Genomic DNA, 24,071 nt, shown 5'->3' with positions numbered 1-24,071 from the left:
GGCTGACCGGCATGCCGATCCCGCCGTTCGTCGTCGAGCTCCGCAAGCTGGTCGGAAGCCATGAGCTGTGGCTGCCCGCGGTGACCGCCGTGGTCGTGCGCGACGACCGGATCCTGCTCACCCTGCGCGCCGACAACGGCCAGTGGGCGCCGATCACCGGGATCGTCGACCCGGGGGAGGAGCCCGGGGTCGCCGCCCGCCGGGAGGCGCTGGAGGAGACCGGGGTCGAGATCTCGGTCGACCGGCTGGCCTCGGTCAGCGTGAGCCCGCAGATCACCCACGGCAACGGCGACCTCGGCGTCTACCTCGACCTGACCTTCACCTGCTCGTGGCTCTCGGGCGAGCCGTACGCCGCCGACGACGAGAACACCGACGTGCGCTGGTGGCCGGTCGACGACCTGCCGCCGATGAGCGACTTCCTGCTGCCCCGGATCGAGGCCGCGCTGTCCGGGGAGATCACGCCGCGATTCGCCGTCTGAGTGCGGAACAGTTCCACTGACGAACTATTTGCTAACGTCGGGACATGAGCTCCGACGGACGCCTCGACCTGTCCTTCCTGCTGAACCAGTCCTCCTACGCCTTCGCCGCCCAGCTGGGCGGGGCGCTGAGCGGACTGGGCCTCACGGTCCGCGAGTTCTGCGTGCTGATGAAGGCGGCCGAGGGGGAGCGCACCCAGAACGCCGTCGCCGAGCTCGCCGGGTTGGACAAGACCACCATGGTCTCGACCCTGGACGGCCTCGAGAAGGCAGGGCTGGCCGAGCGGAGAGTGTCGAGCTCGGACCGGCGGGCGCGGGTCGTGGCGGTCACCCCGAAGGGCCGCAAGCTGTTGCAGCGGGCCTATGAGGTGGTCGACGAGGCGGTCGAGTCGTCGCTGTCGGTGCTGGACGACGCGACCCGTCGTACCTTCCTCGAGGCGCTGACGGTGCTGGTTGTCGGACCGTGGGCGACGCCGCAGCACACCGCGCCCCAGCGGCGCCGTCAGCCCAAGGCTGCTTCCTGAGGTGAATCCACAAAAGATAGTTTTGTAAGGAACGATCTGTTACGGTCGCTTTCATGACCGGAACTCGCCGCCTCCTCGCGCTGACCGTGCTGGCCACGACCCAGCTGATGGTGATCCTCGACGGCACGATCGTGAACGTCGCACTGCCCGCGATCCGCCGAGACCTCGGCTTCTCCGATGCCGGGCTGGCCTGGGTCGTCAACGGCTTCTTCGTCGCGTTCGCCGTCCTGCTGCTCCCGGCCGGCCGGCTCGGTGACCTGATCGGGCCGCGTCGGGTCTTCCTGGCCGGCGTCGCTCTCTTCACCCTCGCCTCGCTCGCCTGCGGACTCGCCTGGAGTCCGGCGTCGCTGGTGGCCGCGCGGGTCGTCCAGGGGGTCGGGGGAGCGCTGAGCACCGCCGTGGTGCTCGGGCTGATCGCCCAGCTGTACGACGACCCCGCCGCGCGCGGGCGTGCCTTCGGGCTGCTCGCCTTCGTCGGGGCCGCGGGCGCCTCGGTCGGCGTGGTGGCCGGCGGGGTGCTGACCGAGCTCGCCGGCTGGCGGTGGGTCTTCCTCGTCAACGCACCGTTCGGGCTGGCCGTCCTGGTCGCCGGTCTGCGGTTCGTCGACGAGCACCCGGGCACCGGGCTACGCGCCGGCCTGGCGGCGCGGGTGCCGCTGGTGCCGCGCCGGGTGCTCGCCGACCGACGCTTCCTGGTCGCCAACGCGGTGCTGTTCACGATGACGGTCGCAGGCTTCAGCTTCCAGTTCCTGAGCGGGCTCTACCTGCAGGACGTGCTCGGCTACCCGCCGCTGCGCACCGGCCTGTCCTACCTCACCGTCACCGCCGCCATCGCCGTCTCCTCGCTCGTGGTCTCGTCCCGGCTCGCCGAGAGGTACGGCGCCGAACGCGTGCTCACCGGCGGGCTGGTCGCGTTCGTGGCCGGGCTGGCGGTGCTGGCCCGCTTCCCCGAGGACGGCCGCTACTGGGTCGACGTCGCGCCCGCGCTGGCGGTGGTGGGGGTGGGCTTCGGGCTCGCGATGCCGCAGGTCACCGGCATCGCCATGGCCGCCGTCGGGGCGGGCGACACCGGCGCGGCCAGCGGACTGGTCAGCACCACCCAGCAGCTCGGGGGAGCGGTGGGGCTGGCCGTCGTCGCAGCGGTCGCCGCTGCCAGCGGGCAGAGCATCGGGCTGCTGCTCGCCGCCGGGGTGCTGGCCGTCGGGACCGCGGCGTCGTCGTACCTCTGGACCGGCCGTCCGGTGGCCGGGCCGATAACCCCCACGACCGCGTCGGCACCTAGTCTGGAGCGGTGCTGACCATCTCCCAGGCGACCTACGACGCCATCGTCGCGCACGCCAAGCGGGACCATCCCGACGAGGCCTGCGGGATCGTCGCCGGCCCGGAGGGCAGCGACCGGCCCGAGCGGTTCGTCGAGATGGTCAACGCCGCCGGCAGCCCGACCTTCTACGAGTTCGACTCCACCGACCTGTTCCAGCTCTACAAGGACATGGACGCGAACGACGAGGAGCCGGTGGTCGTCTACCACTCGCACACCGCGACGGAGGCCTACCCCAGCCGCACCGACATCGGGCTGGCGAGCGAGCCGAACGCGCACTACGTGCTGGTCAGCACCCGTGAGCACGGGAATAACGAGGGTCCCGTGGAGTTCAGGTCCTACAGAATCGTCGACGGCGAGGTGACCGAGGAAGTGGTCACCGTCGTCCCCGAGCTCAGCGCCCGCTGAGCAGAGCTACCGAGGAGCACCCACGTCATGGCCATCGAGGTCCGGATCCCGACCATCCTGCGCACGTACACCGACGGCGAGAAGGCGGTCAGTGGCGACGGCGCCAGCCTGAGCGCGCTGATCGACGACCTCGAGGCCAACCACCCCGGCATCAAGGACCGCCTGCTCGACAACGGCGACCTGCGCCGGTTCGTCAACGTCTACATCAACGACGAGGACGTCCGCTTCATCGGCGGCCTCGAGGCCACGCTGAAGGACGGCGACCAGGTCGTCGTACTCCCCGCCGTCGCCGGTGGGTCGGTCTGACCTCGTGAGCGCCGCCGAGCGTCGTACCTTCGTCCTCGTCGACGGCGAGAACATCGACGCGACGCTCGGCAACTCCCTGCTGGGCCGCCGCCCCACCCCGGACGAGCGGCCCCGCTGGGAGCGGGTCACCCAGTTCGCCGCGCAGGTCCTCCAGCAGCCCGTCACCGGGCTGTTCTTCCTCAACGCCTCCAACGGCACGCTGCCGCACTCCTTCGTGCAGGCGCTGCTGGCGATGGACTACCGCCCGATCCCGCTGTCCGGCTCGGGCGACGAGAAGGTCGTCGACGTCGGCATTCAGCGCACCCTGGAGGCGCTGGCGGCGCACGACGACGCCGACGTGCTGTTGGCCAGCCACGACGCCGACTTCGTGCGCCAGGTCGCGGGCCTGATCGACGGGCACCGCCGGGTCGGCCTGATCGGGCTGCGCGAGTACATGAGCACCCAGCTCACCGCGCTCGGCATCCCGATGTACGACCTCGAGGACGACGTCAACGCCTTCAACCAGCCGTTGCCGCGGGTGAAGATCATCCCGCTCGCCGACTTCGACCCCGAGTACTTCCTGCGCTGACTCGCCGAGTCAGCACCAGTAGTGCTGACTCGGCGCGCTACTTCTGCTGACTCGGCCCACCATTGGTGCTGACTCGGCGGGTGCGGGAGGGTCACCCGCCGAGAATGCCTCGGTCGTAGGCGATGGCCACGGCGGCCGCGCGGTCGGCGGCGCCGAGCTTGTCGTAGACGTGCACCAGATGGGTCTTCACGGTGGCCTCGCTGACGAAGAGCGCCTCGGCGATGGCGCGGTTGGAGGTGCCGCGGGCGACCAGCGCCAGCACCTCGCGCTCGCGCGCGCTGAGCGCCGCGCCACCGGACGGCGAGCGCACGTGCGAGGCGAGCCGGGCGACGACAGCGGGGGAGAGCACGGTCTCGCCGGCCGCGGTGGCGCGGACGGACTCGAAGAGCCGCTCGGCCGGCGTGTCCTTCAGCAGGTAGCCGGTCGCGCCCGCCTCGATGGCGGCCACGGTGTCGGCGTCGGTGTCGTACGTCGTGAGCACCAGCACCGCTGCGCGGGCACCGAGTCGCCGCAGCTCCCCGACGGCGGCGACGCCGTCACCACCCGGCATCCGCAGGTCCATCACGACCACGTCCGGGTCGCTCGCGAGCACCTGGGTCACGGCCTCGGGACCGCTCGCCGCCTCACCGACGACCTCGAAGTCGGGCACCGAGCTGAGCATGCTGCGCACCCCGTCGCGCACCACCGGGTGGTCGTCGGCCACCACGATCCGGATCGTCGCGCCGCTCACGCGGCCTCCCGGGCGAGGGCCGGAAGCCGGACCGACACGGCGGTGCCGCCGCCCGGCCGGGACTCCAGGGCGAGTACGCCGGCGAGCCGCTCGGCGCGCTGGCGCATGGCGCGCAGCCCGAACGAGCCCTCGGGGGCGGGACGGTCCGGGTCGAAGCCGACGCCGTCGTCGCGCACGTCGAGCACCACCTCGTCGCCGTCGTACGACAGGGTCACGCCGACCCGGGCGGCGGCGGCGTGCTTGGCCACGTTGGTCAGCGACTCCTGGGCGACGCGCAGCACCGTCGCCTCGACCTCGGGGTGCAGCGTCTCGGGGGTGCCGGTCACGACCACGTCGGCGCGCACCTCGGCGCGGTCGCCGGCCCAGTCCCGCACGACCAGCTCCAGCGCGTCCGGGAGCGAGGCGCCGTCGAGCGGCTGCGGCGCCAGGTCCAGCACCGAGCGGCGCGCCTCGGCGAGCGCGCCGCGCGCCAGCTCGGCGGCCCGGGCGATCCGGGACGCCGGCTCCGGCTCCTGCTCGGCGGCCTGCAGCTGGGCGACCACGGCGGCGAGCGACTGCGCGAGGGTGTCGTGGATCTCCCGGGCCAGGCGCTGCCGCTCCTCCTGGACGCCGGCGACCCGGGCCTGGGCCACGACGGTCTGCTGCAGCGCCTCGTTGCGGGCGATGGCCGCCTCGAGGCTGGCGTTGACCCGCTCCAGGTCGGTGATCGCGACCGCGCGATCCTCGCTCGTCCGCTCGACGTGGATCGCGTACCGCCCCATGGCGGCCGCCAGGCCGAAGTTCAAGGCGAACAGCGCCAGGTAGAACACGACCTGGCCCACGGAGCCGATGGGCAGGCCGCCCGACTGACCGGTGGCCATGACCACCGCGGTCGCGGCGAACGCCAGCCACACCCCGCGTCCGCGGAAGGTGTCCGTGGCGTCGGCGAACCCGATCCAGCCGAAGACGCAGAACAGCGGGTTGAGCACGGTGAGCGCGAAGGCCAGGAGGGTCCGCAGGGTGTATCGGAACGGGGTGCTGGCCGAGGCCGTCGCGAGGGGCCGGACGTAGGCCCACCAGGCCAGGCAGGCTCCGGTCACCGCGGCGAGTGCGAGCTGGGCGACCAGGCGCCAGCCGGGCGAGGTCGCGCCCGCCACCGGTCCGGTCGCGAGGGCGACGACCGTGGCGACGGCGAGCAGCACCAGGGGGAGGTGTCGGAAGGCGCGGTCCCAGTCCTGCTCGCCGGCGACGGTCGCGCTCATGCGTCGTACCCTCTCACTCCCAGCGGAAGGTGCGCACCGCGAGCAGCGAGAGCACCGCTGCCCAGACGGCGACCACCAGCAGGTGCTGCCCGTCGGGGAACCCGCCGTCCAGCGCCTCGGTCATCGCCTCGGCGGCCGCGGTCAGGGGCGTGTAGCCGAGGACGTCGCGCAGCGGGTCCGGCATCGCCTGGACCGGCAGGTACACGCCCGCGGTGAACATCGCCGGGAAGAACACGAGCATGCCGATCACGTTGCCGGTCCGAGCGTCGGGGGAGACCGAGGTGACGACGGCGCCGATCGAGAACGCCGCGGTCAGTGCGAGCACGTGGGCCAGCCCGTAGCCGAGGAGGGAGTCGGGGAACGGGACGTCGAGGACCAGCCGGCCCACCACGAGCGCGAGCAGCGACGAGGTGACGACGGCGGCGGCGTGCAGCAGCACCTGGGCGCCGAGCAGGGCGCCCGGCCCGAGCGGCGTCGTGCTCAGCCGGCGCAGCACCCCGCTCTCGCGGTAGGCGAAGACGACGGGAGGCATCGACATCACCGCGGCCATGATCATCGACAGCAGGATCGTGACCGGGAGGTACAGATCGACGAGGCGCAGCCCGCCCAGCTCCGGGTCCGGCTCGCGGAAGCTCGGGATCGCCCCGAGGATGCACAGCAGCGCGGTGGGGAAGACCAGGATCCAGAAGAGCGAGGTGAGCTCGCGGCCGAAGAGCCTCGCCTCGGTGCGCAGCACGGCGCGGGCGCCGGGGGTGATGAGGGTGCTCACGCGGGCTCCTCCGTCCGGTCGGTGGCGGTGAGGTCCAGGTAGGCGGTGTCCAGCGAGCCGGAGGTCACGTCCAGCCGCTTGGGTACGACGCCCTGCGCGACGAGGGTCGTCACCACGGTGACGGCGACGTCCTCGTCGCCCGTGACGACCACGGTGCCGTCCTCGGCGTGCACCGAGCGCACGTCGGACAGCGCGCGCAGCGCCCCGAGGTCGATCGGTGCCGACGGCACGAACGTCATCGTCGTCGCCTCGCCCGCGGTGCGGATCAGCCCCGCGGGGGTGTCGAGGGCGCGGATCCGCCCTCCGTCGATGATCGCGACGCGGTCACACAGCGCCTGGGCCTCCTCCATCGAGTGGGTGACCAGCAGCACCGTCACACCCGCGGCGCGCAGGTCGCGCACCACCTGCCACACGTCGCGGCGGGCGCGGGGGTCCAGCCCGGTGCTCAGCTCGTCGAGGATCACCACCTCCGGACGCGCGACGAGGGCGAGCGCGACGGAGAGCCGCTGCTGCTGGCCGCCGCTGAGGTCGCCGAACCGGCGGCCGAGGTGCTCGGTGAGTCCGAGTCGCTCGGCGACCTCGCCCCAGGGCACCGGTTCGTCGTACAGCGCCGACCAGAGCTCCAGCGCCTCCCGGACGGTGATCTTCGCCTGCAGGCGGCTCTCCTGGAGCTGGATCGACAGCACCCGGGTCAGCGCCTCGCGCTCGGTCCAGGGGTCGATCCCGAGCACTCGGATCCGGCCGGCGTCGCCGACCCGGATGCCGGCGATCGCCTCGACCGTCGTGGTCTTCCCCGCGCCGTTCGGGCCGAGGATGCCGAAGACCTCACCGCGCTGAACGGTGAAGCCGACGTCGGCGACGGCGACTTTCGCGCCGTAGGTCTTGCGGAGGCCGTCGACCTCGACGGCGGGCTCGGTGGGTGGGGTGGGCATGGCTCCAGCCTCCCGGTCGGCGACGTCTCGCACATCGGGCATCCGGCGGCGAGACGGGTCAACCGATCGGTGGATGTCATGCTGGGGACATGCGCTTCGACAACCTGCTCGCCTCGGTCGGCGGCACCCCGCTGGTCGGTCTGCCGAGGCTCTCGCCGAGCCCCGACGTACGTCTCTGGGCGAAGCTCGAGGACCGCAACCCGACCGGCTCGATCAAGGACCGCCCGGCCCTGAAGATGATCGAGGAGGCGGAGAAGAACGGCGCGCTGCGCCCCGGCTGCACGATCCTGGAGCCGACGTCCGGCAACACCGGCATCTCGCTGGCGATGGCGGCCAAGCTCAAGGGCTACCGGATCGTCTGCGTGATGCCGGAGAACACCTCCGAGGAGCGCCGCCAGCTGCTGCGGATGTGGGGCGCGGAGATCATCTCCTCGCCCGCCGCCGGCGGCTCCAACGAGGCCGTCCGGGTCGCCAAGCAGGTGGCCGCGGAGCACCCCGACTGGGTGATGCTCTACCAGTACGGCAACGCGTCCAACGCGCTCGCGCACGAGGAGGGCACCGGCCCCGAGCTGCTCGCCGACCTGCCATCGATCACCCACTTCGTCGCCGGCCTCGGCACCACCGGCACCCTGATGGGCGTCTCCCGCTACTTCCGCACCGCCAAGCCGGAGGTGCGCATCGTCGCCGCCGAGCCGCGGTACGGCGAGCTCGTCTACGGCCTGCGCAACCTCGACGAGGGCTTCGTCCCCGAGCTGTACGACGCGGACCTGATCGACGCCCGCTTCTCCGTCGGCCCGCGCGACGCCGTGCGCCGGGTCCGGGAGCTGCTGGAGCTCGAGGGCATCTTCGCCGGCATCTCCACCGGCGCGATCCTGCACGCCGCGCTCGGCCAGGCCGCCAAGGCGGTCCAGGCCGGCGAGAGCGCCGACATCGCGTTCGTGGTCGCCGACGGCGGCTGGAAGTACCTCTCCACCGGGGCCTACGAGGGCACCGTCGACCAGGCCGAGGACCGGCTCGAAGGGCAGCTGTGGGCCTGAGGGCCCTCGCGCTCGCCGTCGTCCTCGCGCTCGCGGGGGCGGTGCTCCCGGCCACGCCCGCGGCCGCTGCACCCGTCAGCACCAGCCTCCCGGTGGTCACCGGCGTGCCGACGTACGACGAGGTGCTGGCCGCCGACGTCGGGGGCTGGACGCCGGCGCCGGCGTCGTACTCCTTCCAGTGGCTGCGCGACGGTGCCCCGATCGGCGGCGCCACCGAGCGGCGTTACCGGATCGCGCTCGACGACCTGGGCGCGCGGCTGGCCGTCACGGTGACCGCGACCGACGGCTCGGGAGCCGGGTCCGCCACCTCGGACGAGACCGCGCCGGTGCGCCGGGCCGTACTCCGGAACCGCCAGCGTCCCGCCGTCACCGGCACGCTGCGCTACGGCCGCACCGTCCGCGCCGACCCCGGCCGCTGGTCGACCCGCCCGACCCGGGTGCGCTACCAGTGGCTGCGCGACGGTCGGCCCATCCAGGGCGAGACCGGCCGCCGCCACGAGATCTCCCCGCGCGACGTCGGCCGCTCGCTGCGGGTCCGGGTCGCCGTCCGCGCGCCGGGCCACGGCTGGGCCTCGCGCACGTCGCGCCCGCGCGGTCGGGTCGACCACCGGGTCGGCGTACGCCGCACGGTGACGTACGACGTCCAGACCCGCGGCCGGGTCACCGCGAGCCTGAAGACCTTCCGCCGCCTGGTCCAGCAGACGTACGACGACCCGCGCGGCTGGCGCGGCGCCGGGGTTCGCTTCCGCCAGGTCAAGGGCGGTGGCACGTTCACGGTGGTGCTGGCCGAGGCGAGCCGGGTGCCCGGCTTCTCGCCGGTGTGCAGCGCCGAGTGGAGCTGCCGGGTCGGTCGCTACGTGGTCATCAACCAGACCCGCTGGCAGCACGCCTCGCCGGCCTGGAACGCAGCCGACGGGTCGCTGCGCGACTACCGCCACATGGTCGTCAACCACGAGACCGGCCACTGGCTCGGCTTCGGCCACGCCGGCTGCTCCGGGCGCGGCCGGCCGGCGCCGGTGATGCAGCAGCAGTCCAAGGGCCTCGGGGGCTGCCGGTTCAACCCGTTCCCGACCGCGGCCGAGCTCGGCCGGGTGCGCTGAGGTGCGCGCGGTCGTCCAGCGGGTGAGCAGCGCCCGGGTCCGGGTCGACGGCGAGGTCGTCGGTGCGATCGAGGAGCCCGGCCTGCTGGTCTACGTCGGGATCACCCACGACGACGGACCGACCGAGGTCGCGTGGCTGGCCCGCAAGACCTGGGAGCTGCGCATCCTGCGCGACGAGCGGTCGGCCTCCGACGAGCGGGCGCCGGTGCTGGCGGTCAGCCAGTTCACGCTGTACGCCGACGCCCGCAAGGGCCGCCGGCCGACCTGGCAGCAGGCCGCGCCCGGCCCGGTCAGCGAGCCCCTCTACGACGCGTTCTGCGCGGAGCTGAACCGGCTCGGCGCGCACGTCGAGCGGGGCGTCTTCGGCGCGGACATGCAGGTCGAGTCGGTCAACGACGGGCCGGTCACCCTGCTGCTGGAGACTCCGTCCTGAGCGTCGCCGCGGTGGAGCGGACCAGGTCGCCCGGTGCGAGCTCGCCGTCGATCGGGCTCACCAGGTCGCCCATCATCCGGCGGGCGGCCTCCAGCGTGTGCGTGAGGTACGACGTGCACCGCTCGACGTCGTCGAGCTCGAGGGCGTAGAGCGCGGCGGTCAGCCCCTGCACCACCTTGTCGTTGATCTCGACCGCCTGCCGGCGCCGCACGTTGGCCTCGGCGAGGTGGGCGGCGTGCTCCTCCCGGGCCTCCTCGGCCCGGACCCGGTCGGTGATGTCGACGCAGGTGCCGCGCATCCGCACCGGCGTGCCGTCGGCGTCGGTGACGACCTGGCCGTTGGTGGACAGGTGCCGCACCTCGCCGTCGGCCCGCACGATCCGCTCCACGATCGTCCAGCCCTCGCCGGTGGCGTGCGCGTGGGCGTGCACGGCCCGGACCATCTCCCGGTCGTCGGGGTGCACGTGCGCCAGGAACACGTCGTACGACGGGTCGATGCCCTGCGGCTCGTAGCCGTAGATCCGGAACAGCTGGTCGGACCAGCGGTTGGTGTCGGTCGGGATGTGCCAGTCGTAGTCGCCCATGTCGGCGAGCCGCTGGGCGTTGTCGACGCGCTGGACGAGCGTCGCCAGCTCCTCCTCGGCGCTCACCGGACCACCAGGTCCTGGCCGTCGTCGAACTCGCTGCCGGGCACGGCCGGCAGGCCGAGCAGCCCGGTGACCAGGTTGGCCAGGTCGCCGTTGCGGACCGGCTGGCGTCGCGCGTCGTACGACGGACGCCCGTGGCCCGGGTCCGCGCGCTGCGGGTTCAGGGCGTAGAGATCCCCGGCCGTGACGCCGGCGCCCCAGACGACGAACGGGATCCGATAGTTGGCCAGCCGCATGCGGTCGCCGTGATCGGCGCCGCGGCCGCCGTGGTCGGCGGTGAGGACGAGCGTGAGGTGCTCGGCGAGCGCCGGGGTCCGCTCGATCGTGCGGACCACCCGGCCCAGCAGCCGGTCGGTGCGGGCGACCTCGTCGAGGTAGCGGGTGGACATGAAGCCCGCGTCGTGGCCGGCCTTGTCGGGCAGGGCGAGGTGGAGGAACGTGAGCTCGCGGTCGGCGCGCCGCAGGTCGGCGCGCGCCGCCCGGACCAGCGCGACCGGGTCGGTGTCGATGGTGGACCGGTCGACCGCAGCCGGCCACGAGCGGTCGAACAGGCTGAACTTGGTCTTGCCGGCGAACACCGCCGACTCGCCCCCCGCCCGGGCCACGACGCTGAAGACCGAGGAGACCCGGTGCTCCGCCGCGCCGTGCACGGTGCGGCCGGCGAGGTCGTCGTTCCAGGTCACGCCGTGGCCGCCGGAGCTCTTGGCGATCCGGCGGCCGGTGACCATCGTGGTGTGGTTAGGCAGGGTGATCGTCAGCTCGCGCGAGGACCGGGCGTTGAGGGTGGCCGCCCCCTCGGCGAGGAGCCGGGTCAGCACCGGGGCGCGCGTCGGTCCCAGCCGGCGGATCGCCGCGGGGTTCAGCCCGTCGACCGAGATCGCCAGCACCCGGGCGCCCGCGTCGGCGCGAGCGACCGGGGCCGGTGTCTCGGTCGTGGTCCGGGCCCGGAACGGCTCGGGGATCGCGATGGCCGGTCCGCTCGCCACCGCCCCGCCGGTGAGGACGAGGGTCGCGGTCAGGACGAGGGCAGCAGAGGAACGCACCCGGCCAACGGTACGGCGCCGGGCCGTTGGTCGGGTGGGTTACAGCGCGGTGTCGCGCAGCGCGTCGGCGAGCGGCGTGGTGGGCCGGCCGATCAGGCGGGCCAGCGTGCCGCTGTGATCCTCCAGGTCGCCGGCCGCGATACCTCGGTCGGAGCCGGCGAGCAGCTCGGCGAACGGGACCGGCACGCCGGCTGACTCCAGGACCGAGGCGTACTCCTCGGCCGGCAGGTCGGTGTAGCCGATCTCGTGTCCGGTCGCGGCGCTCAGGGCGGCGGCGTACTCGGTCATCGTGAACGCGTCGTCGCCGGCGAGCTCGTAGACCGCGCCCGCGTGCTCGCCGTCGGCGAGCACCACCGCGGCCGCGTCGGCGAAGTCGCGCCGGGTGGCGGCGCTGACCCGGCCGTCGCCGGCCGCGCCGAGCACCTGGCCGGTCGCGACCGCGGGGGCGGCGTTCGCGGTGTAGTTCTCGGTGTACCAGCCGTTGCGCAGCAGGGTGAACGGCACGCCGCTCTGCTTCAGCGCGTCCTCGGTGGCGAGGTGGTCGGCGGCCAGCCCGAGGCTGCTGGTGTCCGCGCGGAGCACGCTCGTGTAGGCGAGCAGCGCGACGTCGGCGCGGGCCGCGGCGTCGATGACGTTGCGGTGGTGCTCGAGACGGGCGCCGACGGCGTTGGAGGAGACCAGCAGCACCCGGTCGACGCCGGCGAGGGCGGCGTCCAGGGAGGCCGGGTCGCCGTAGTCGGCGCGGCGGGTCTGCACACCCCGCTCGGCCAGGTCGGTGATCGCGGTGAGGTCGCGGGCGGTCGCGACGATCTCGCCGGCGGGCACGCCGCGGTCCAGGAGGGCGAGGACGGTGAGGCGGCCGAGGTGGCCGGAGGTGCCGGTGACGAGCACGGTCATGGGAGCGCCTTTCGATGGGGTGTCACCGGACCCAACGGACCACCTGGCTCAATACTTCCCTACGGTTAGTACCCACTTTCAAGTAAGGTACTGGCATGGCAGTAAGTACTCCCGGCCGCCTCGCGTCCGCCTTCCCCGACCAGGCCTTCACCCGCGACTGCCCGACGCGCGTCGTCCTGGACCACGTGATGAGCAAGTGGGCGCCGCTGGTCCTCGCGTCGCTCTCGGACGGGGAGCCGCTGCGCTGGAGCGAGCTGCGGCGGCGGGCCGAGGGGGTCAGCGAGAAGATGCTCGCCCAGACCCTGCGGACCCTCGAGCAGGACGGGCTGGTCCGCCGCGACGCCCGGCCGGTCGTCCCACCGCACGTGGAGTACTCCCTGACGCCGCTGGGGCGGGGACTCGTCGAGCGGCTCGTCCCGCTGATGGCCTGGATCGCCCAGCACGCCGACTCGATGCTCGATCGGAGTGACGACCAGCACGCGTGACGTGGATCGCCGTCCCGTGCGCGGACGTGACCGTTCGCCTAACGTTGCTCTGGTGCTCGCCATGACCGTTGCTGGGACCCGCGCCGGAGGACCCGCGTGAGGCTCACGATCGTCGGCTGCTCGGGCTCCTACCCCGGCCCCGACTCGCCCGCGAGCTGCTACCTCCTCGAGGCCGAGCACGACGACGGCACCGGCCTGCGCACCTGGCGGGTGCTGCTCGACCTGGGCAACGGCGCCCTCGGCACCCTGCACCGGTACGCCGACCCGCTCACCATCGACGCCGTGCTGCTGAGCCACCTGCACGCCGACCACTGCCTGGACCTGTGCGGCTACTACGTGCTGCGCAAGTACCACCCCACGGGCCCGCAGCCGCGGATCCCCGTCTGGGGCCCGGTCGGGACCGCCGACCGGCTGGCCCGCGCCTACGACCTTCCCGTGGACCCGGGCATGAACGACGAGTTCGACTTCCGCGAGTGGGTCGGCCCGATCGAGGTGGGCCCCTTCTCGGTGCTGCCGGTCGCGGTCGACCACCCGGTCCCGGCGTACGCCCTGCGGGTCAGCGTGGACGGCGTCGTCGTCGGCTACAGCGGCGACACCGGACCGTGTGCCGCGCTGGACCAGGTCGCCGCCGGAGCGGACCTGATGCTCGCCGAGGCGTCCTTCCGCGTCGGCGTCGACAACCCGCCCAACCTGCACATGACCGGCGCCGACTGCGGCGAGTTCGCCTCGCGGGTCGGCGTGCGGCGCCTGGTGCTCACCCACGTCCCGCCGTGGCACGACCCGCAGGATGCGCTCGCCGAGGCGCGGCCGGAGTACGACGGCCCGCTGGATCTCGCCCGGGCCGGGGCGACGTACGAGCTGCACGCGGTCGGCCGTCAGGTCTGAGCGGGCGGGCCGTCTGCGGTCCCTCGTCGAGGTGAGGCTAGCCTTACCCGTCGTGCCCGGAGCGAGCGAGACCCCGGCGACCGTGGTCGCGCTCTACCGCCGCACCCTGCGGCGCCACCGCGGGCCGATGCTCCGGTCGATCGGCCTGGTGGCCGTCTGGAACATCTGTGAGGCGCTGGTCCCGGTCGCCATCGGCCTGGTGATCGACGACGCAGTGGCGACCGGCGACGGCACCCGGCTGCTGCTGTGGTTCGCAGTCCTGGTGGTGCTGTTCCTGGTGCTCTCGACCGGCTACCGCTACGGCTCGCGGGCGGGCTACGCGGTCGCGCAGTACGAGAGCCACCTCCTCCGTGGCGAGGTGGTCCGGCGGGTCCTCGACCCCCGGGGCAGCACCCGCGGCCGGCTGCCGGGGGAGACCCTCTCGGTCGCGACCTCCGACGCCGAGCTGGCCGCCGACGTGATGCGAATGATCGGCTTCGCCATCGCGGCGGTCGGTGCGATCGCCGTGGCCGCCGTCTACCTCCTGCGCGTCGACCTGCTGCTCGGCCTCGTGGTGCTGCTCGGGGTGCCGCTGGTCCTCGGGGTGGTGCAGCTGCTGGCGCCGCGGATGTCGCGGGACGCCGGCGAGCAGCAGGGGCGGATCGCCCGGGCCAGCGGCCTGGCCGCCGACCTGGTCGCGGGGCTGCGCGTGCTCAAGGGCGTCGGTGGCGAGACCGCGGCGACGCGGACCTACACCGAGGCCAGCGAGCAGGCGGTGGGCGCGGGCATCCTGGCCGCACGGTCCACCGGCCTGATGACCGGCACCACGACCGCGCTCAGCGGCGTGTTCCTCGCTGCCGTGGCCCTGCTCGCCGGGCACCGGGCGCTCGACGGCGACATCACCATCGGCCAGTTCATCGCCGTGGTCGGGCTCGCGCAGTTCCTCGGGGAGCCGCTGCGGAGCCTCGGCGAGATCGCGGCCTACTCCGCCACCTGCTGGGCGTCGGGCCGGCGGGTGGTCGAGGTGCTGGGCGAGCCGTACGCCGTGGTCGACGCCGGCGCGAGCGACGTCGCGCCCGGCCCGCTGGAGGTGCCCGGGCTGCTCCGGGCCGAGCCGGGCGAGCTGGTCGGGGTGGTCCTCGCGGACCCGACGGGCGGGGACCGGCTGCTCGACGAGCTCGCGGGCGTCGTACCCGCTCCGGGGATCCGGATCGGCGGCGTCGCGCTCGACGAGGTCGGGCTGGCCGCCAGGCGCGCGCACGTGCTCGTCGTACGCCATCACGTCGACGTCTTCGAGGGCACCCTGCGCTCCAACGTCCGGACCCACGGCGAGCCCGACTGGCCCACCGTGCTGAGCGCCTCCGCCCTCGACGACGTGGTCGAGCTGGACCCCGCGGGCCTGGACCGCGAGGTCGCTGCCGGCGGGACCTCCCTCTCCGGCGGGCAGCGACAGCGCCTCGCGCTCGCTCGAGCGCTCGCCGCGCGACCCCCGGTGCTGGTGCTCCAGGACCCCACCACCGCGGTCGACGCGGTGACCGAGCACGACATCGCCGCCCGGCTGCGGGCCGCGCTGCCCGCTGACGGGATCGCGGTCGTGCTCACCAGCAGCCCGGCGCTGCTCGCCGTCGCCGACCGGGTCGTGCACGTCTCAGCAGACGGCTGCGTCGGCACCGGCCCGCACGTCGACCTGCTCGCGCGCGACCCGGCGTACCGGACGGCCGTGCTGCGGTGAGTCGCGACCTGCTGCCGGTCGCGACCGCCCGCGAGTCGGCGACCCACCTCTGGCGGCTGCTGCGGCAGCGGCCACTCGCGCTCACCGTCGCGGTGGCGGCGTTCCTCGGGGCCTCGGCCACCGGCCTGCTGGCGCCGTACGTCCTCGGCGACCTGGTCGACCGGCTCCTCGACGGCGGCTCCGGCACGAGTGGGGCGCTGACCCGGGCGTTCTGGCTGATCGCCGGTGCGGCGGTCGTGGGCGGGGTGCTGTCGGCGGTGTCGGTGGAGCTGCTCGCCCGCGCCGTCGAGCCCGCGCTGGCCACGCTGCGCCAGCAGGTGCTCGCCCGGGCGCTGTCCCTGGACGCCGCGCGGGTCGAGGCCGCCGGCTCCGGAGACCTGCTCTCCCGGGTCGGGGACGACGCCCGGGTCGTCGCGCGCTCGGTCAGCCAGTTCGTGCCGCTGGTGCTCGCCTCGCTCACCACGATCCTGCTGACGGTCGGCGGCCTGTTCACCCTCGACTGGCGACTGGGGCTCGCCGGACTCGTGACCGTGCCCTTCTACGTGCAGGCCCTGCGGTGGTACCTCCCGCGGTCCGCGCCGTACTACGCCCGCGAGCGGGTCGCCACGGGCGAGCGGGCGCAGGCGCTGGTCTCCGCGCTGCGCGGACTGCCGACCCTGCGCTCCTTCCGCACCGAGGAGCCGGCCGCCGCCGAGGTCGACGCCCGCTCCCACGACACCCTGCGGATCTCGCTCGACGTCTTCCACCTCTACGGCCGCTTCGGCGGGCGCACCAACGGTACTGAGTGCCTCGGGCTGCTCGTGATCCTGGGCGTCGGCTACCTCCTGGTCGACGGCGGCGAGGCCAGCGTCGGTGCGGTCACCACCGCCGCGCTCTTCTTCCACCGGCTGTTCAACCCGATCAGCCTGCTGCTGTTCCTGGTCAACGACCTGCAGGTCACCGCCGCGTCGCTGACCCGGCTGGTGGGCGTCGCCGCGCTCCCCGCGCCGACGTACGGCGCCCCGGCGGAGCCGGCCGCGGGTCCGCTGGTGCTCAGCGGGATCGGTCACCAATACGCGCCGGGGCGGCCGGTGCTCGGCGGCGTCGACCTCGTCGTCGAGCCCGGGCAGCGGGTGGCCCTGGTGGGCGCGAGCGGGGCCGGCAAGACCACGCTCGCGGCCGTCGCCGCCGGGGTGCTCGTGCCGACGACCGGATCGGTACGGCTGGGGCCGGTGGACCTCGGCACCCTCGACCCGGCCCTGCTGCGCCGGCGGGTCGGCCTGGTCAGCCAGGAGGTGCACGTCTTCGCCGGCACCGTGCGCGAGAACCTGCTGCTGGCCGCGGTCGACCAGCCCTCCGACGCCGAGCTGACCGAGGCACTGGCCGCGGTGTCCGCGAACGGCTGGGTCGCCACGCTGCCCGACGGGCTGGACACCCTGGTCGGCGAGGACGGGCACGCGCTCACGCCCGCGCAGGCCCAGCAGGTCGCTCTGGCCCGGGTGCTGCTGGTCGACCCCGCGGTCGTCGTACTCGACGAGGCGACGGCGGAGGCCGGCTCGCTCGGCGCCCGCGAGCTCGACACCGCCGCCGACGCCGTCACCCGCGGTCGCGCCGCCCTCGTCGTCGCCCACCGACTCAGCCAGGCCCAGCGCTCCGACCTGATCCTGGTCCTCGACCACGGCGCCGTCGTCGAGTCCGGCTCGCACGACGACCTGGTCGCCGCCGGCGGCCGGTACGCCGAGCTGTGGGCCGCCTGGGAGAGCCCGACCGGCTAGGTCCCCCCGGGGGAGATCCCGTCGGGGTACTCCGTCACACCAGGGGGACGATCGGTCCGCCAGACCACCCCTGTGTGACGGACTACCCCGACCCCCGCGCCTCAGGCCAGGCCGGCGTGGTGCACGCAGATCGCGATCTGGACCCGGTTGGTGACCGCGAGCTTGTCGAAGAGCCGGGAGACGTGCGCCTTGACGGTGGGCACCGACAGGTGCAGCTCGCCGGCGATCTCGGCGTTGCTGAGCCCGCGGCCGACGGCGAGCGCGACGTCACGCTCCCGGTCGGTGAGCAGCGCCAGCCGGACCGTCGCGGCCGCGACCCGCTCGCCGTCCGGACCGGACCGCAGCCGGTCGATGAGGGTGCGGGTGGCCGACGGGGAGAGCATCGGCTCGCCGAGCGCGACCGCGCGGATCGCGTCGAGGATCTGGGCGGGCGGGGTGTCCTTGAGCAGGAACCCGTCGGCGCCAGCGCCGAGCGCCTCCACCACGTGGTCGTCGGCGTCGAAGGTCGTCAGCACGATCACGTGCGGCGGCTGCGGCCGGCGGTGCAGCTCGCGGGTCGCGGTCAGCCCGTCGAGGACCGGCATCCGGATGTCCATCAGCACCACGTCGGGACGCAGCGACGCCGCCAGGGCGAGCCCTTCGCGCCCGTTCTGCGCCTCACCGACGACTTCGACGTCCGTCTGGCCGCCCAGCATCAGTCCGAGCGCGGACCGGACCAGCGGGTCGTCGTCGACGACCAGGACGCGGATGCTCACGTGGCCCACGGTATCCAGGCGTGCAGGACGAACGTCGACCCGTCGCGCCCGTGCGTGAGGTGGCCGCCGCGCAGCTCGGCCCGTTCGCACAGCCCCACCAGGCCCAACCCCGAGCCGGGGGTCCCGGTCGGTCCGAAGCCGATCGGGTTGCGCATGATGACGTCGACGCCGTCGTCGGGGGAGCCGCTGACCCGGATCGCCAGCAGCGCCCCGGGGGCGTGCTTGCGGGCGTTGGTGATGCCCTCCTGGACGATCCGGTAGAGCGTCCGGCCGACCACGTCCGGCACCGTCTCGGTGCGGGGGATCAGGTCGTCGTACTCCACCCGCGGGCCTGCGGACCCGGCCTCGTCGACCAGGGCGGCCAGGTCGGCGTACGTCGGCTGCGGGACGCTGGTGAGCTCGCCCGTCTCGCGGTCGCGGAGCACGCCGAGCACGCCCCGCAGGTCGGTGAGCGCCTCGTGGGCGGTCTCCTGGATGACGACGGCGCTCGCCCGCATCTGCTGCGCGGTGAGGTCCTCGCGGAAGCCGAGCGCGCCGGCGTGCATCGAGATCTGCGAGATCCGGTGGGCCAGCACGTCGTGCATCTCGCGGGCGATCCGGGCGCGCTCGTTGTCACGGGCGTGGGCGGAGCGCAGCTCCTGCTCGGCCTCGGCCCGCTCGGCCCGGTTGCGCAGCGTCCAGAGCAGCTCGCGCCGGGAGCCGAGGTACATGCCCCAGGCGGTCAACGCCGCGATGAAGATGGCGTTGGTGGAGACGGTGAGCCACCAGGGCTCCGACTGCGCCGGCGGGTTGATCATCGCGAAGGCCTGGGCAGAGACGAAGCCGAGCACGGCGAGCGGGATGACCTGCTTCCAGCGCCGCCCGGTGGCCAGCGAGACCAGGGACAGGGAGGCCGGCCCGGCCGCGGTCGCGGAGACGATCCCCAGGACGTTGGTCGCGATCGCGATCGCGAGCGGCCAGCGGCGCCGGAAGGACACCAGCACGAACGACACCAGCCCGAGGGCCAGGTCGAGCACGAAGACGAGCTCGGACTGCTGGTCGACGACGGTTGCCCACACCATGCCGCTGACGAACAGCATGACGAGGTTCCGCCAGATGTGTCCCCACGCCGACAGGGACGGCTGGTACTCCTCGGGGGTCGGCCGGTCCACCCGGCCAGGCTAGGGGCGTCGTACGACGGGCGCAGGCGCCGGGGGTCGTCGTACGCCCCCTCCCTAGGTAGGGGGTCGGCACCTCCGCGCGTCCGATGCGCGGGGGCGACCCGTTCGGGCAGGGTGGGCGCCATGATCAACGTCGAAGGACTCACCCGGACGTACGGCGCGTTCACCGCCGTCGACGACGTGAGCTTCGTCTGCCAGCCCGGACGGGTCACCGGATTCCTCGGTCCCAACGGTGCCGGCAAGACGACCACCATGCGCGTCATGGTGGGGCTCACGCCCGCGACCCGAGGGCGGGTCACCATCGGTGGCCACCTCTACACCGACATCCCCAACCCCGGACGGCACGTCGGCGTGCTGCTCGATGCCTCCGCCCAGCACGCCGGCCGCACCGGTCGGGAGATCCTGACCCTCGGGGCCCAGACGATGGGGCTCCCGAAGTCGCGGGTCGACGAGATGCTCGCCCTGGTGTCGCTGACCGACTCCGAGGCCAGGCGTCGGCTCCGCAACTACAGCCTCGGCATGAAGCAGCGCCTCGGCATCGCCCACGCGCTGCTCGGCGACCCGTCGGTGCTGATCCTCGACGAGCCCGCCAACGGCCTCGACCCGGCCGGCATCCGCTGGATGCGCGGCCTGCTGAAGGGGTACGCCGACCGCGGCGGCACGGTGCTGCTCTCCAGTCACCTGCTGCACGAGGTCGAGATCATCGCTGACGAGATGATCCTGATCGGCCGCGGCAAGATCGTCGCCCAGGGCAACAAGCAGTCGCTGCTCGCGGGCAGCACCACGGCCTCGACCCTGGTGACGTCGCTGGCGAACGACCAGCTGGCCCGGGCGTTGCAGGCCAAGGACCTCAAGGTCACCGCGGCGGGTGAGGGTCTCCGGGTCGAGGTCGCCCCGGTCGAGGTCGGCCGCGTCGCGGCCGAGCACCAGATCGTCCTGACCGACCTGCGGTCCGGCGAGGGCGGTCTCGAGGACCTGTTCCTCGAGCTCACCTCCGACACCCAGCGCGAGACCCTGCCGGAAGGAATCCCGTCATGAGCACCGTCGCTCCGGGCTACATCGACTTCTCGGGCACCGAGAAGGTCCCGCTCTCCCGCCTGGTCAAGGTCGAGCTCCGCAAGGCGCTCGACACCCGGGCCGGCCTCTGGTTCACGGTCGCGATCGTCGGCCTGGTGCTCGCGGTCCTGGTGATCTACGCGTTGGTCGCCCCCGAGGGCGACAAGGACTACGGGGACTTCCTGAGTGTCGCCGGCGGCGTGCTCGGCTACTTCCTGCCGATCCTGATCATCATGCTCGTCACCAGCGAGGCCAGCCAGCGCAACGGGCTGGTGACCTTCACCCTCGAGCCCCGGCGGCCCCGCGTCGTCGCGGCGAAGTTCCTGGCGGGCCTGTGCCTCGGCGTGGCCGTCATGCTGATCGCCGTCGTGGTCGCCGTCTTCGGCACCCTGCTGGGCGCGGCGACCGGCGGGACCCCGGAGTGGTCGGTCGACGGCAACCTGCTGTTCAACGGCTTCGTGCTTGCCAACATCATCGGGATCTTCATCGGCTTCGCGATCGCCATGCTGCTGATGAACACGCCGGCCGCGATCGTCGGCTACTTCGCGTACAGCCTGATTCTGCCGATCGCGGTCGGCATCCTCGGCGCCCTCAGCGAGGGCTTCGAGAAGGTCGCGCCCTGGATCGAGTTCAACACCGCCCAGATGCCGCTCTTCAGCGGCGACTACACGCCGACCGGCGAGGAGTGGGCGCAGATCGCCGTCACCGGCACGATCTGGCTGATCCTCCCGCTCGTGCTCGGCATCCTCCGGCTGCTGCGGATCGAGTTCAAGTAGCCCTGCACCCTGGATCGACCGACCCGACCCCCGTGGCGGCAGGCACGCACCGTGCCTGCCGCCACGGGGGCGTCCGGCACCTTCGACCGCCGGACCCGAGGGCGTCAGCGACCGTGTCCCCGGCCCCCACTAGCCTCGTGGGCATGACACGTGCCGACGGTCGCGCCGACGACGAGCTCCGCCAGATCAAGATCACCCGCAACTGGCTCGACCACGCCGCCGGCTCGGTGCTCGTGGAGTTCGGCCGCACCCGCGTGCTGTGTGCCGCGTCCGCCTCCGAGGGCGTGCCGCGCTGGCGCAAGGGCTCGGGCCTGGGCTGGGTGACGGCCGAGTACGCCATGCTCCCGGCCTCGACCAACACCCGCTCCGACCGCGAGTCGGTCAAGGGCCGGATCGGCGGACGCACCCACGAGATCAGCCGGCTGATCGGCCGCTCGCTGCGCGCGGTCATCGACTACAAGGCGCTCGGCGAGAACACCATCCAGCTCGACTGCGACGTCCTGCAGGCCGACGGTGGCACCCGCACGGCGGCGATCACGGGCGCGTACGTCGCCCTCGCCGACGCGGTCGCCCACCTGCGCTCGACCGGCGCGCTGAAGGGCGAGCCGCTGGTCGGCTCGGTCGCGGCGGTCAGCGTCGGCATCATCGACGGCACCCCCCGCCTCGACCTGCCCTACGAGGAGGACGTGCGCGCGGAGACCGACATGAACATCGTGATGACCGGGGACGGCAAGTTCATCGAGGTGCAGGGCACCGCCGAGGGCGCGGCCTTCGACCGCCGCGAGCTCGACGCGCTGCTCGCGCTGGGCGAGAAGGGCTGCGCCGACCTGACCCGGATCCAGCGGGAGTCCCTGGCGTGACCTCCCCGGTGGTCGAGCCCGTCGAGATCTTCCTCGCCTCCCGCAACGCCAAGAAGCTCCGCGAGATGGAGCGGATCCTCGCCGAGCACCTTCCCGACGCGAAGGTCGTGGGCCTCGACGACGTCACGCCGTACGACGAGCCGGTGGAGGACGAGCCGACCTTCGAGGGCAACGCGCTGCTGAAGGCGCGAGCCGGCTTCGCGGCGACCGGGCTGCCGTCGGTCGCCGACGACAGCGGGCTGTGCGTCGACGCGCTCAACGGGATGCCCGGCGTGCTGTCGGCCCGCTGGTCCGGCCCGCCCAAGGACGACGCGCGCAACAACCGGCTGCTGCTCGACCAGCTGGCCGACGTGCCGGACGAGCGCCGGGGCGCCCACTTCGTGTGTGCGGTGGCGTTCGTGCACGCCGGCGGCGAGCTGGTCGTGCACGGCCGGATGGACGGCACCGTCGTCCGCGAGGTCCGGGGGACCGGCGGGTTCGGCTACGACGTGCTGTTCGTCGCCGACGACCGTCCCGGGGTGACGACCGCCGAGCTGTCGGTCGAGGACAAGGACGCCGTCTCCCACCGCGGCAAGGCGCTCAGGGAGCTCGCACCTCTGCTGGCGCAGCAGCTCGGATCCGCCGGCTGATCAGGGCGCCCCAGGCGGCCGCCAGCACGAACATGAAGACCGAGTAGACCGCCGCGGGGACCGAGATCGTCGTGCTGTCGAGCACCTCGACGGCCACGTAGATCGCGAGCGTCCCGTTGTGCACGCCGATCTCCATCGACGAGGCGATCGCCTGCTCCTCGCGGATGCCGGCCGCGCGCGGGACGACGTACCCGATCACCAGGCTCGCGGCGCAGAACAGGCCGGCGGCGAGCCCGACGTCGGCGATGTAGTCGCCGACGTTCTCGCGCTGGTCGAGCAGGATGCCGAGGACGAGCACGGCCAGGATCACGGCCGAGCCGGTGCGGACCGGACGGTCCATCCGATGCGCGAAGTCGGGCTTGCGGGCGCGCACCAGCATGCCCAGGGCGACCGGGACGAGGACCACCGCGAACACCTCGACGACCTTGCCGAACTGGAGGTCGACGGTCTCGCCCTGGTCCCAGTGCTCGATGGCGAGGTTGGTGATGATCGGCAGCGAGACGATCGCGATCACCGAGTTGATCGCGGTCAGCGTGACGTTGAGGGCGACGTCGCCGCGGAACAGGTGGCTGAACAGGTTGGCGCTGGTGCCGCCGGGGGAGGCCGCCAGCAGCATCATGCCGATCGCGAGCAGCGGGTCCAGGTCCAGGAGCTTGACCAGGCCGAAGCAGAGTGCGGGCAGGAGCAGCAGCTGACAGGCCAGTGCGACGGCGACCGCGCGCGGGTGCCGACCCACCCGGCGGAAGTCGTCGGGGGTCAGGGAGAGCCCGAGACCGAACATGATGATGCCGAGGGCCAGGGGCAGGCCGACCGTCGTGAGCGCGGAGTCCATGGCCGGACGCTAGTGGATCGCTGTGATCGGCGTCACAGTGTCCCGGAGGCCGCTACCTTCTCCGGGTGAACCGACACTTCCTCCTCCGTCGTACCTTCGCGCGAGCGGCCCTGCGCCTCACCGGATGGAAGACGGTCGGCACCGTGCCGAGCAAGGGCATCCTGGTCGGCGCCCCGCACACCTCGAACTGGGACTGGGTGCTCACCATGCTCCTGGCCTGGGACAACAGCGTGCAGATCCGGCTGCTGGTCAAGCACTCGTTCTTCAAGGGCCCCGCGGGTCCGTTCATGCGCGCCACCGGCGCCGTGGAGCTGGACCGGGCCAACCCGGGCGCCACGATCCGCACCCTGCTCGCCGAGTCCGCGTCCGACGAGGCGTTCCTGCTCGGGATCGCCGCCGAGGGCACCCGGAGCAGGGGGGAGTACTGGAAGTCCGGCTTCTACCGGATCTCCCAGCAGACGGGCATCCCGATCACCCTGGCCTTCCTCGACGCCCCGTCGAAGACCGTGGGCTGGGGCCCGACCTTCTCGCCCACCGGCGACGTCGGCGCCGACATGGACCGGATCCGCGAGTTCTACGCCGACAAGACCGGCATCAGGCCGGAGGGCACGACGCTCCCGCGGCTGCGCGAGGAAGGCCGCGCCGCAGACTGAGGTGGGGAGTGCGCCCGGAGAGACTCGAACTCTCACTGGCCAGGACCTAAACCTGGTGCCTCTACCCATTGGGCTACGGGCGCTCGT

28 protein-coding genes and 1 tRNA gene are annotated in these 24,071 nt (G+C 73.2%); 18 read left to right on the top strand and 11 right to left on the bottom strand.

Translation table 11 applies throughout. The annotated features are described in order from the left end of the window. Window positions 1-11: 11 nt before the first annotated feature. Genes MUB56_RS24485 through MUB56_RS24460 form a run of 6 tightly spaced genes read left to right on the top strand, consistent with a single transcriptional unit; the run spans window position 12 to window position 3,600 of the window. Window positions 12-479 (top strand): NUDIX domain-containing protein, encoded by a 468-nt coding sequence (locus MUB56_RS24485; protein WP_244929620.1) that lies wholly within the window; start codon window positions 12-14, stop codon window positions 477-479. 44 nt (window positions 480-523) lie between these two features. Further along, a complete protein-coding gene (locus MUB56_RS24480) occupies window positions 524-1,000 on the top strand; it encodes a MarR family winged helix-turn-helix transcriptional regulator (RefSeq protein WP_244929619.1) in 477 nt (158 codons plus the stop codon). A gap of 53 nt (window positions 1,001-1,053) precedes the next feature. After that, on the top strand, window positions 1,054-2,298 hold the full coding sequence (locus tag MUB56_RS24475; protein WP_244929618.1) for an MFS transporter: 1,245 nt from the start codon (window positions 1,054-1,056) through the stop codon (window positions 2,296-2,298). Beyond that, a complete protein-coding gene (locus MUB56_RS24470; RefSeq protein WP_244929617.1) occupies window positions 2,292-2,726 on the top strand; it encodes a M67 family metallopeptidase in 435 nt (144 codons plus the stop codon). The genes MUB56_RS24475 and MUB56_RS24470 overlap by 7 nt, the downstream gene beginning before the upstream one ends. Window positions 2,727-2,753: 27 nt before the next feature. Beyond that, window positions 2,754-3,032: a MoaD/ThiS family protein gene (locus MUB56_RS24465; protein ID WP_244929616.1), complete on the top strand. Its 279-nt coding sequence runs from the start codon at window positions 2,754-2,756 to the stop codon at window positions 3,030-3,032. A 4-nt stretch (window positions 3,033-3,036) separates the two neighbouring features. Next, window positions 3,037-3,600: an NYN domain-containing protein gene (locus MUB56_RS24460; RefSeq protein ID WP_244929615.1), complete on the top strand. Its 564-nt coding sequence runs from the start codon at window positions 3,037-3,039 to the stop codon at window positions 3,598-3,600. A gap of 91 nt (window positions 3,601-3,691) precedes the next feature. On the opposite strand, the gene MUB56_RS24455 is transcribed toward MUB56_RS24460, so the two are convergent. From MUB56_RS24455 to MUB56_RS24440, 4 genes are read right to left on the bottom strand one after another with little or no spacing between them, the layout of a single operon-like run. Next, the gene (locus MUB56_RS24455; RefSeq protein WP_280637333.1) at window positions 3,692-4,330 is read right to left on the bottom strand and encodes a response regulator transcription factor; all 639 of its coding nucleotides are present in this window, start codon (window positions 4,328-4,330) and stop codon (window positions 3,692-3,694) included. Continuing rightward, a complete protein-coding gene (locus MUB56_RS24450) occupies window positions 4,327-5,571 on the bottom strand; it encodes a sensor histidine kinase (protein ID WP_244929614.1) in 1,245 nt (414 codons plus the stop codon). The genes MUB56_RS24455 and MUB56_RS24450 overlap by 4 nt, the downstream gene beginning before the upstream one ends. 13 nt (window positions 5,572-5,584) lie before the next feature. Then, on the bottom strand, window positions 5,585-6,340 hold the full coding sequence (locus MUB56_RS24445) for an ABC transporter permease (protein ID WP_244929613.1): 756 nt from the start codon (window positions 6,338-6,340) through the stop codon (window positions 5,585-5,587). Beyond that, the gene (locus MUB56_RS24440) at window positions 6,337-7,272 is read right to left on the bottom strand and encodes an ABC transporter ATP-binding protein (protein ID WP_244929612.1); all 936 of its coding nucleotides are present in this window, start codon (window positions 7,270-7,272) and stop codon (window positions 6,337-6,339) included. The genes MUB56_RS24445 and MUB56_RS24440 overlap by 4 nt, the downstream gene beginning before the upstream one ends. 89 nt (window positions 7,273-7,361) lie before the next feature. Here MUB56_RS24440 and MUB56_RS24435 point away from each other — a divergent pair, with 89 nt between their 5' ends. Genes MUB56_RS24435 through dtd form a run of 3 tightly spaced genes read left to right on the top strand, consistent with a single transcriptional unit; the run spans window position 7,362 to window position 9,842 of the window. After that, window positions 7,362-8,309, top strand: a complete 948-nt coding sequence (locus tag MUB56_RS24435) for a pyridoxal-phosphate dependent enzyme (protein WP_244929611.1) — start codon at window positions 7,362-7,364, stop codon at window positions 8,307-8,309. Beyond that, window positions 8,300-9,409, top strand: coding sequence for a DUF3152 domain-containing protein (locus MUB56_RS24430; protein WP_244929610.1), 1,110 nt, complete (start codon window positions 8,300-8,302; stop codon window positions 9,407-9,409). The genes MUB56_RS24435 and MUB56_RS24430 overlap by 10 nt, the downstream gene beginning before the upstream one ends. A gap of 1 nt (window position 9,410) precedes the next feature. Then, entirely contained in the window at window positions 9,411-9,842 is a 432-nt protein-coding gene (gene dtd / locus MUB56_RS24425) for a D-aminoacyl-tRNA deacylase (RefSeq protein WP_244929609.1), read from the top strand. Here dtd and MUB56_RS24420 read toward each other — a convergent pair. The 3 genes from MUB56_RS24420 to MUB56_RS24410 are packed head-to-tail and all read right to left on the bottom strand — an operon-like array spanning window position 9,814 to window position 12,428. After that, window positions 9,814-10,491 (bottom strand): PAS domain-containing protein, encoded by a 678-nt coding sequence (locus MUB56_RS24420; RefSeq protein ID WP_244929608.1) that lies wholly within the window; start codon window positions 10,489-10,491, stop codon window positions 9,814-9,816. The genes dtd and MUB56_RS24420 overlap by 29 nt on opposite strands. Beyond that, window positions 10,488-11,531, bottom strand: a complete 1,044-nt coding sequence (locus MUB56_RS24415) for an alkaline phosphatase family protein (protein WP_244929607.1) — start codon at window positions 11,529-11,531, stop codon at window positions 10,488-10,490. The genes MUB56_RS24420 and MUB56_RS24415 overlap by 4 nt, the downstream gene beginning before the upstream one ends. Before the next feature lie 39 nt (window positions 11,532-11,570). Continuing rightward, window positions 11,571-12,428 (bottom strand): SDR family oxidoreductase, encoded by an 858-nt coding sequence (locus MUB56_RS24410; RefSeq protein ID WP_244929606.1) that lies wholly within the window; start codon window positions 12,426-12,428, stop codon window positions 11,571-11,573. Window positions 12,429-12,523: 95 nt separating this feature from the next. On the opposite strand from MUB56_RS24410, the gene MUB56_RS24405 reads away from it, so the two are divergent. The 4 genes from MUB56_RS24405 (at window position 12,524) to MUB56_RS24390 (ending at window position 17,263) form a co-directional block, all read left to right on the top strand. Continuing rightward, window positions 12,524-12,913, top strand: coding sequence for a helix-turn-helix domain-containing protein (locus MUB56_RS24405; protein WP_244929605.1), 390 nt, complete (start codon window positions 12,524-12,526; stop codon window positions 12,911-12,913). Between the two features lie 96 nt (window positions 12,914-13,009). Further along, a complete protein-coding gene (locus MUB56_RS24400) occupies window positions 13,010-13,798 on the top strand; it encodes an MBL fold metallo-hydrolase (RefSeq protein ID WP_244929604.1) in 789 nt (262 codons plus the stop codon). Window positions 13,799-13,850: 52 nt separating this feature from the next. Beyond that, on the top strand, window positions 13,851-15,509 hold the full coding sequence (locus MUB56_RS24395; protein ID WP_244929603.1) for an ABC transporter ATP-binding protein: 1,659 nt from the start codon (window positions 13,851-13,853) through the stop codon (window positions 15,507-15,509). Further along, the gene (locus MUB56_RS24390; RefSeq protein ID WP_244929602.1) at window positions 15,506-17,263 is read left to right on the top strand and encodes an ABC transporter ATP-binding protein; all 1,758 of its coding nucleotides are present in this window, start codon (window positions 15,506-15,508) and stop codon (window positions 17,261-17,263) included. The genes MUB56_RS24395 and MUB56_RS24390 overlap by 4 nt, the downstream gene beginning before the upstream one ends. A gap of 101 nt (window positions 17,264-17,364) precedes the next feature. Here MUB56_RS24390 and MUB56_RS24385 read toward each other — a convergent pair whose 3' ends face one another. Together MUB56_RS24385 and MUB56_RS24380 are read right to left on the bottom strand one after the other, a co-directional pair. After that, on the bottom strand, window positions 17,365-18,018 hold the full coding sequence (locus MUB56_RS24385) for a response regulator transcription factor (RefSeq protein WP_244929601.1): 654 nt from the start codon (window positions 18,016-18,018) through the stop codon (window positions 17,365-17,367). Beyond that, the gene (locus MUB56_RS24380; protein ID WP_244929600.1) at window positions 18,015-19,169 is read right to left on the bottom strand and encodes a histidine kinase; all 1,155 of its coding nucleotides are present in this window, start codon (window positions 19,167-19,169) and stop codon (window positions 18,015-18,017) included. Before MUB56_RS24380 ends, MUB56_RS24385 begins: the two co-directional genes overlap by 4 nt. Window positions 19,170-19,301: 132 nt before the next feature. Here MUB56_RS24380 and MUB56_RS24375 point away from each other — a divergent pair, with 132 nt between their 5' ends. The 4 genes from MUB56_RS24375 to rdgB all read left to right on the top strand — a co-directional run bounded on the left by MUB56_RS24375 (window position 19,302) and on the right by rdgB (window position 22,499). Beyond that, entirely contained in the window at window positions 19,302-20,216 is a 915-nt protein-coding gene (locus tag MUB56_RS24375; RefSeq protein ID WP_244929599.1) for an ATP-binding cassette domain-containing protein, read from the top strand. Continuing rightward, window positions 20,213-21,010 (top strand): ABC transporter permease, encoded by a 798-nt coding sequence (locus MUB56_RS24370; protein WP_244929598.1) that lies wholly within the window; start codon window positions 20,213-20,215, stop codon window positions 21,008-21,010. The genes MUB56_RS24375 and MUB56_RS24370 overlap by 4 nt, the downstream gene beginning before the upstream one ends. 143 nt (window positions 21,011-21,153) lie before the next feature. Beyond that, the gene (rph, locus tag MUB56_RS24365) at window positions 21,154-21,870 is read left to right on the top strand and encodes a ribonuclease PH (protein WP_244929597.1); all 717 of its coding nucleotides are present in this window, start codon (window positions 21,154-21,156) and stop codon (window positions 21,868-21,870) included. Beyond that, on the top strand, window positions 21,867-22,499 hold the full coding sequence (gene rdgB, locus MUB56_RS24360) for an RdgB/HAM1 family non-canonical purine NTP pyrophosphatase (protein WP_244929596.1): 633 nt from the start codon (window positions 21,867-21,869) through the stop codon (window positions 22,497-22,499). The genes rph and rdgB overlap by 4 nt, the downstream gene beginning before the upstream one ends. Here rdgB and MUB56_RS24355 read toward each other — a convergent pair. Further along, a complete protein-coding gene (locus MUB56_RS24355; protein ID WP_244929595.1) occupies window positions 22,450-23,331 on the bottom strand; it encodes a bile acid:sodium symporter family protein in 882 nt (293 codons plus the stop codon). The two genes, rdgB and MUB56_RS24355, sit on opposite strands and share 50 nt — an antisense overlap. 65 nt (window positions 23,332-23,396) lie before the next feature. On the opposite strand from MUB56_RS24355, the gene MUB56_RS24350 reads away from it, so the two are divergent. Continuing rightward, window positions 23,397-23,984 (top strand): lysophospholipid acyltransferase family protein, encoded by a 588-nt coding sequence (locus MUB56_RS24350; protein ID WP_244929594.1) that lies wholly within the window; start codon window positions 23,397-23,399, stop codon window positions 23,982-23,984. A gap of 9 nt (window positions 23,985-23,993) precedes the next feature. Here MUB56_RS24350 and MUB56_RS24345 read toward each other — a convergent pair. Further along, window positions 23,994-24,067 (bottom strand) — tRNA-Leu (locus MUB56_RS24345). Window positions 24,068-24,071 lie beyond the last annotated feature (4 nt).

It is taken from the genome of Nocardioides sp. W7 (genome assembly GCF_022919075.1).
Lineage (GTDB): Bacteria > Actinomycetota > Actinomycetes > Propionibacteriales > Nocardioidaceae > Nocardioides.
The sequence above is the reverse complement of the archived record's forward strand: the minus strand, read 5'-3'. Positions and strand labels throughout refer to the sequence as shown.

Coding starts and splice junctions, on each gene's coding strand:
- MUB56_RS24485 (WP_244929620.1), top strand. CDS start 12: ATGCCGATCCCGCCGTTCGTCGTCGAGCTCCGCAAGCTGGTCGGAAGC.
- MUB56_RS24480 (WP_244929619.1), top strand. CDS start 524: ATGAGCTCCGACGGACGCCTCGACCTGTCCTTCCTGCTGAACCAGTCC.
- MUB56_RS24475 (WP_244929618.1), top strand. CDS start 1,054: ATGACCGGAACTCGCCGCCTCCTCGCGCTGACCGTGCTGGCCACGACC.
- MUB56_RS24465 (WP_244929616.1), top strand. CDS start 2,754: ATGGCCATCGAGGTCCGGATCCCGACCATCCTGCGCACGTACACCGAC.
- MUB56_RS24450 (WP_244929614.1), bottom strand. CDS start 5,571: ATGAGCGCGACCGTCGCCGGCGAGCAGGACTGGGACCGCGCCTTCCGA.
- MUB56_RS24440 (WP_244929612.1), bottom strand. CDS start 7,272: ATGCCCACCCCACCCACCGAGCCCGCCGTCGAGGTCGACGGCCTCCGC.
- MUB56_RS24435 (WP_244929611.1), top strand. CDS start 7,362: ATGCGCTTCGACAACCTGCTCGCCTCGGTCGGCGGCACCCCGCTGGTC.
- MUB56_RS24410 (WP_244929606.1), bottom strand. CDS start 12,428: ATGACCGTGCTCGTCACCGGCACCTCCGGCCACCTCGGCCGCCTCACC.
- MUB56_RS24405 (WP_244929605.1), top strand. CDS start 12,524: ATGGCAGTAAGTACTCCCGGCCGCCTCGCGTCCGCCTTCCCCGACCAG.
- MUB56_RS24375 (WP_244929599.1), top strand. CDS start 19,302: ATGATCAACGTCGAAGGACTCACCCGGACGTACGGCGCGTTCACCGCC.
- MUB56_RS24370 (WP_244929598.1), top strand. CDS start 20,213: ATGAGCACCGTCGCTCCGGGCTACATCGACTTCTCGGGCACCGAGAAG.
- rph (WP_244929597.1), top strand. CDS start 21,154: ATGACACGTGCCGACGGTCGCGCCGACGACGAGCTCCGCCAGATCAAG.
- MUB56_RS24355 (WP_244929595.1), bottom strand. CDS start 23,331: ATGGACTCCGCGCTCACGACGGTCGGCCTGCCCCTGGCCCTCGGCATC.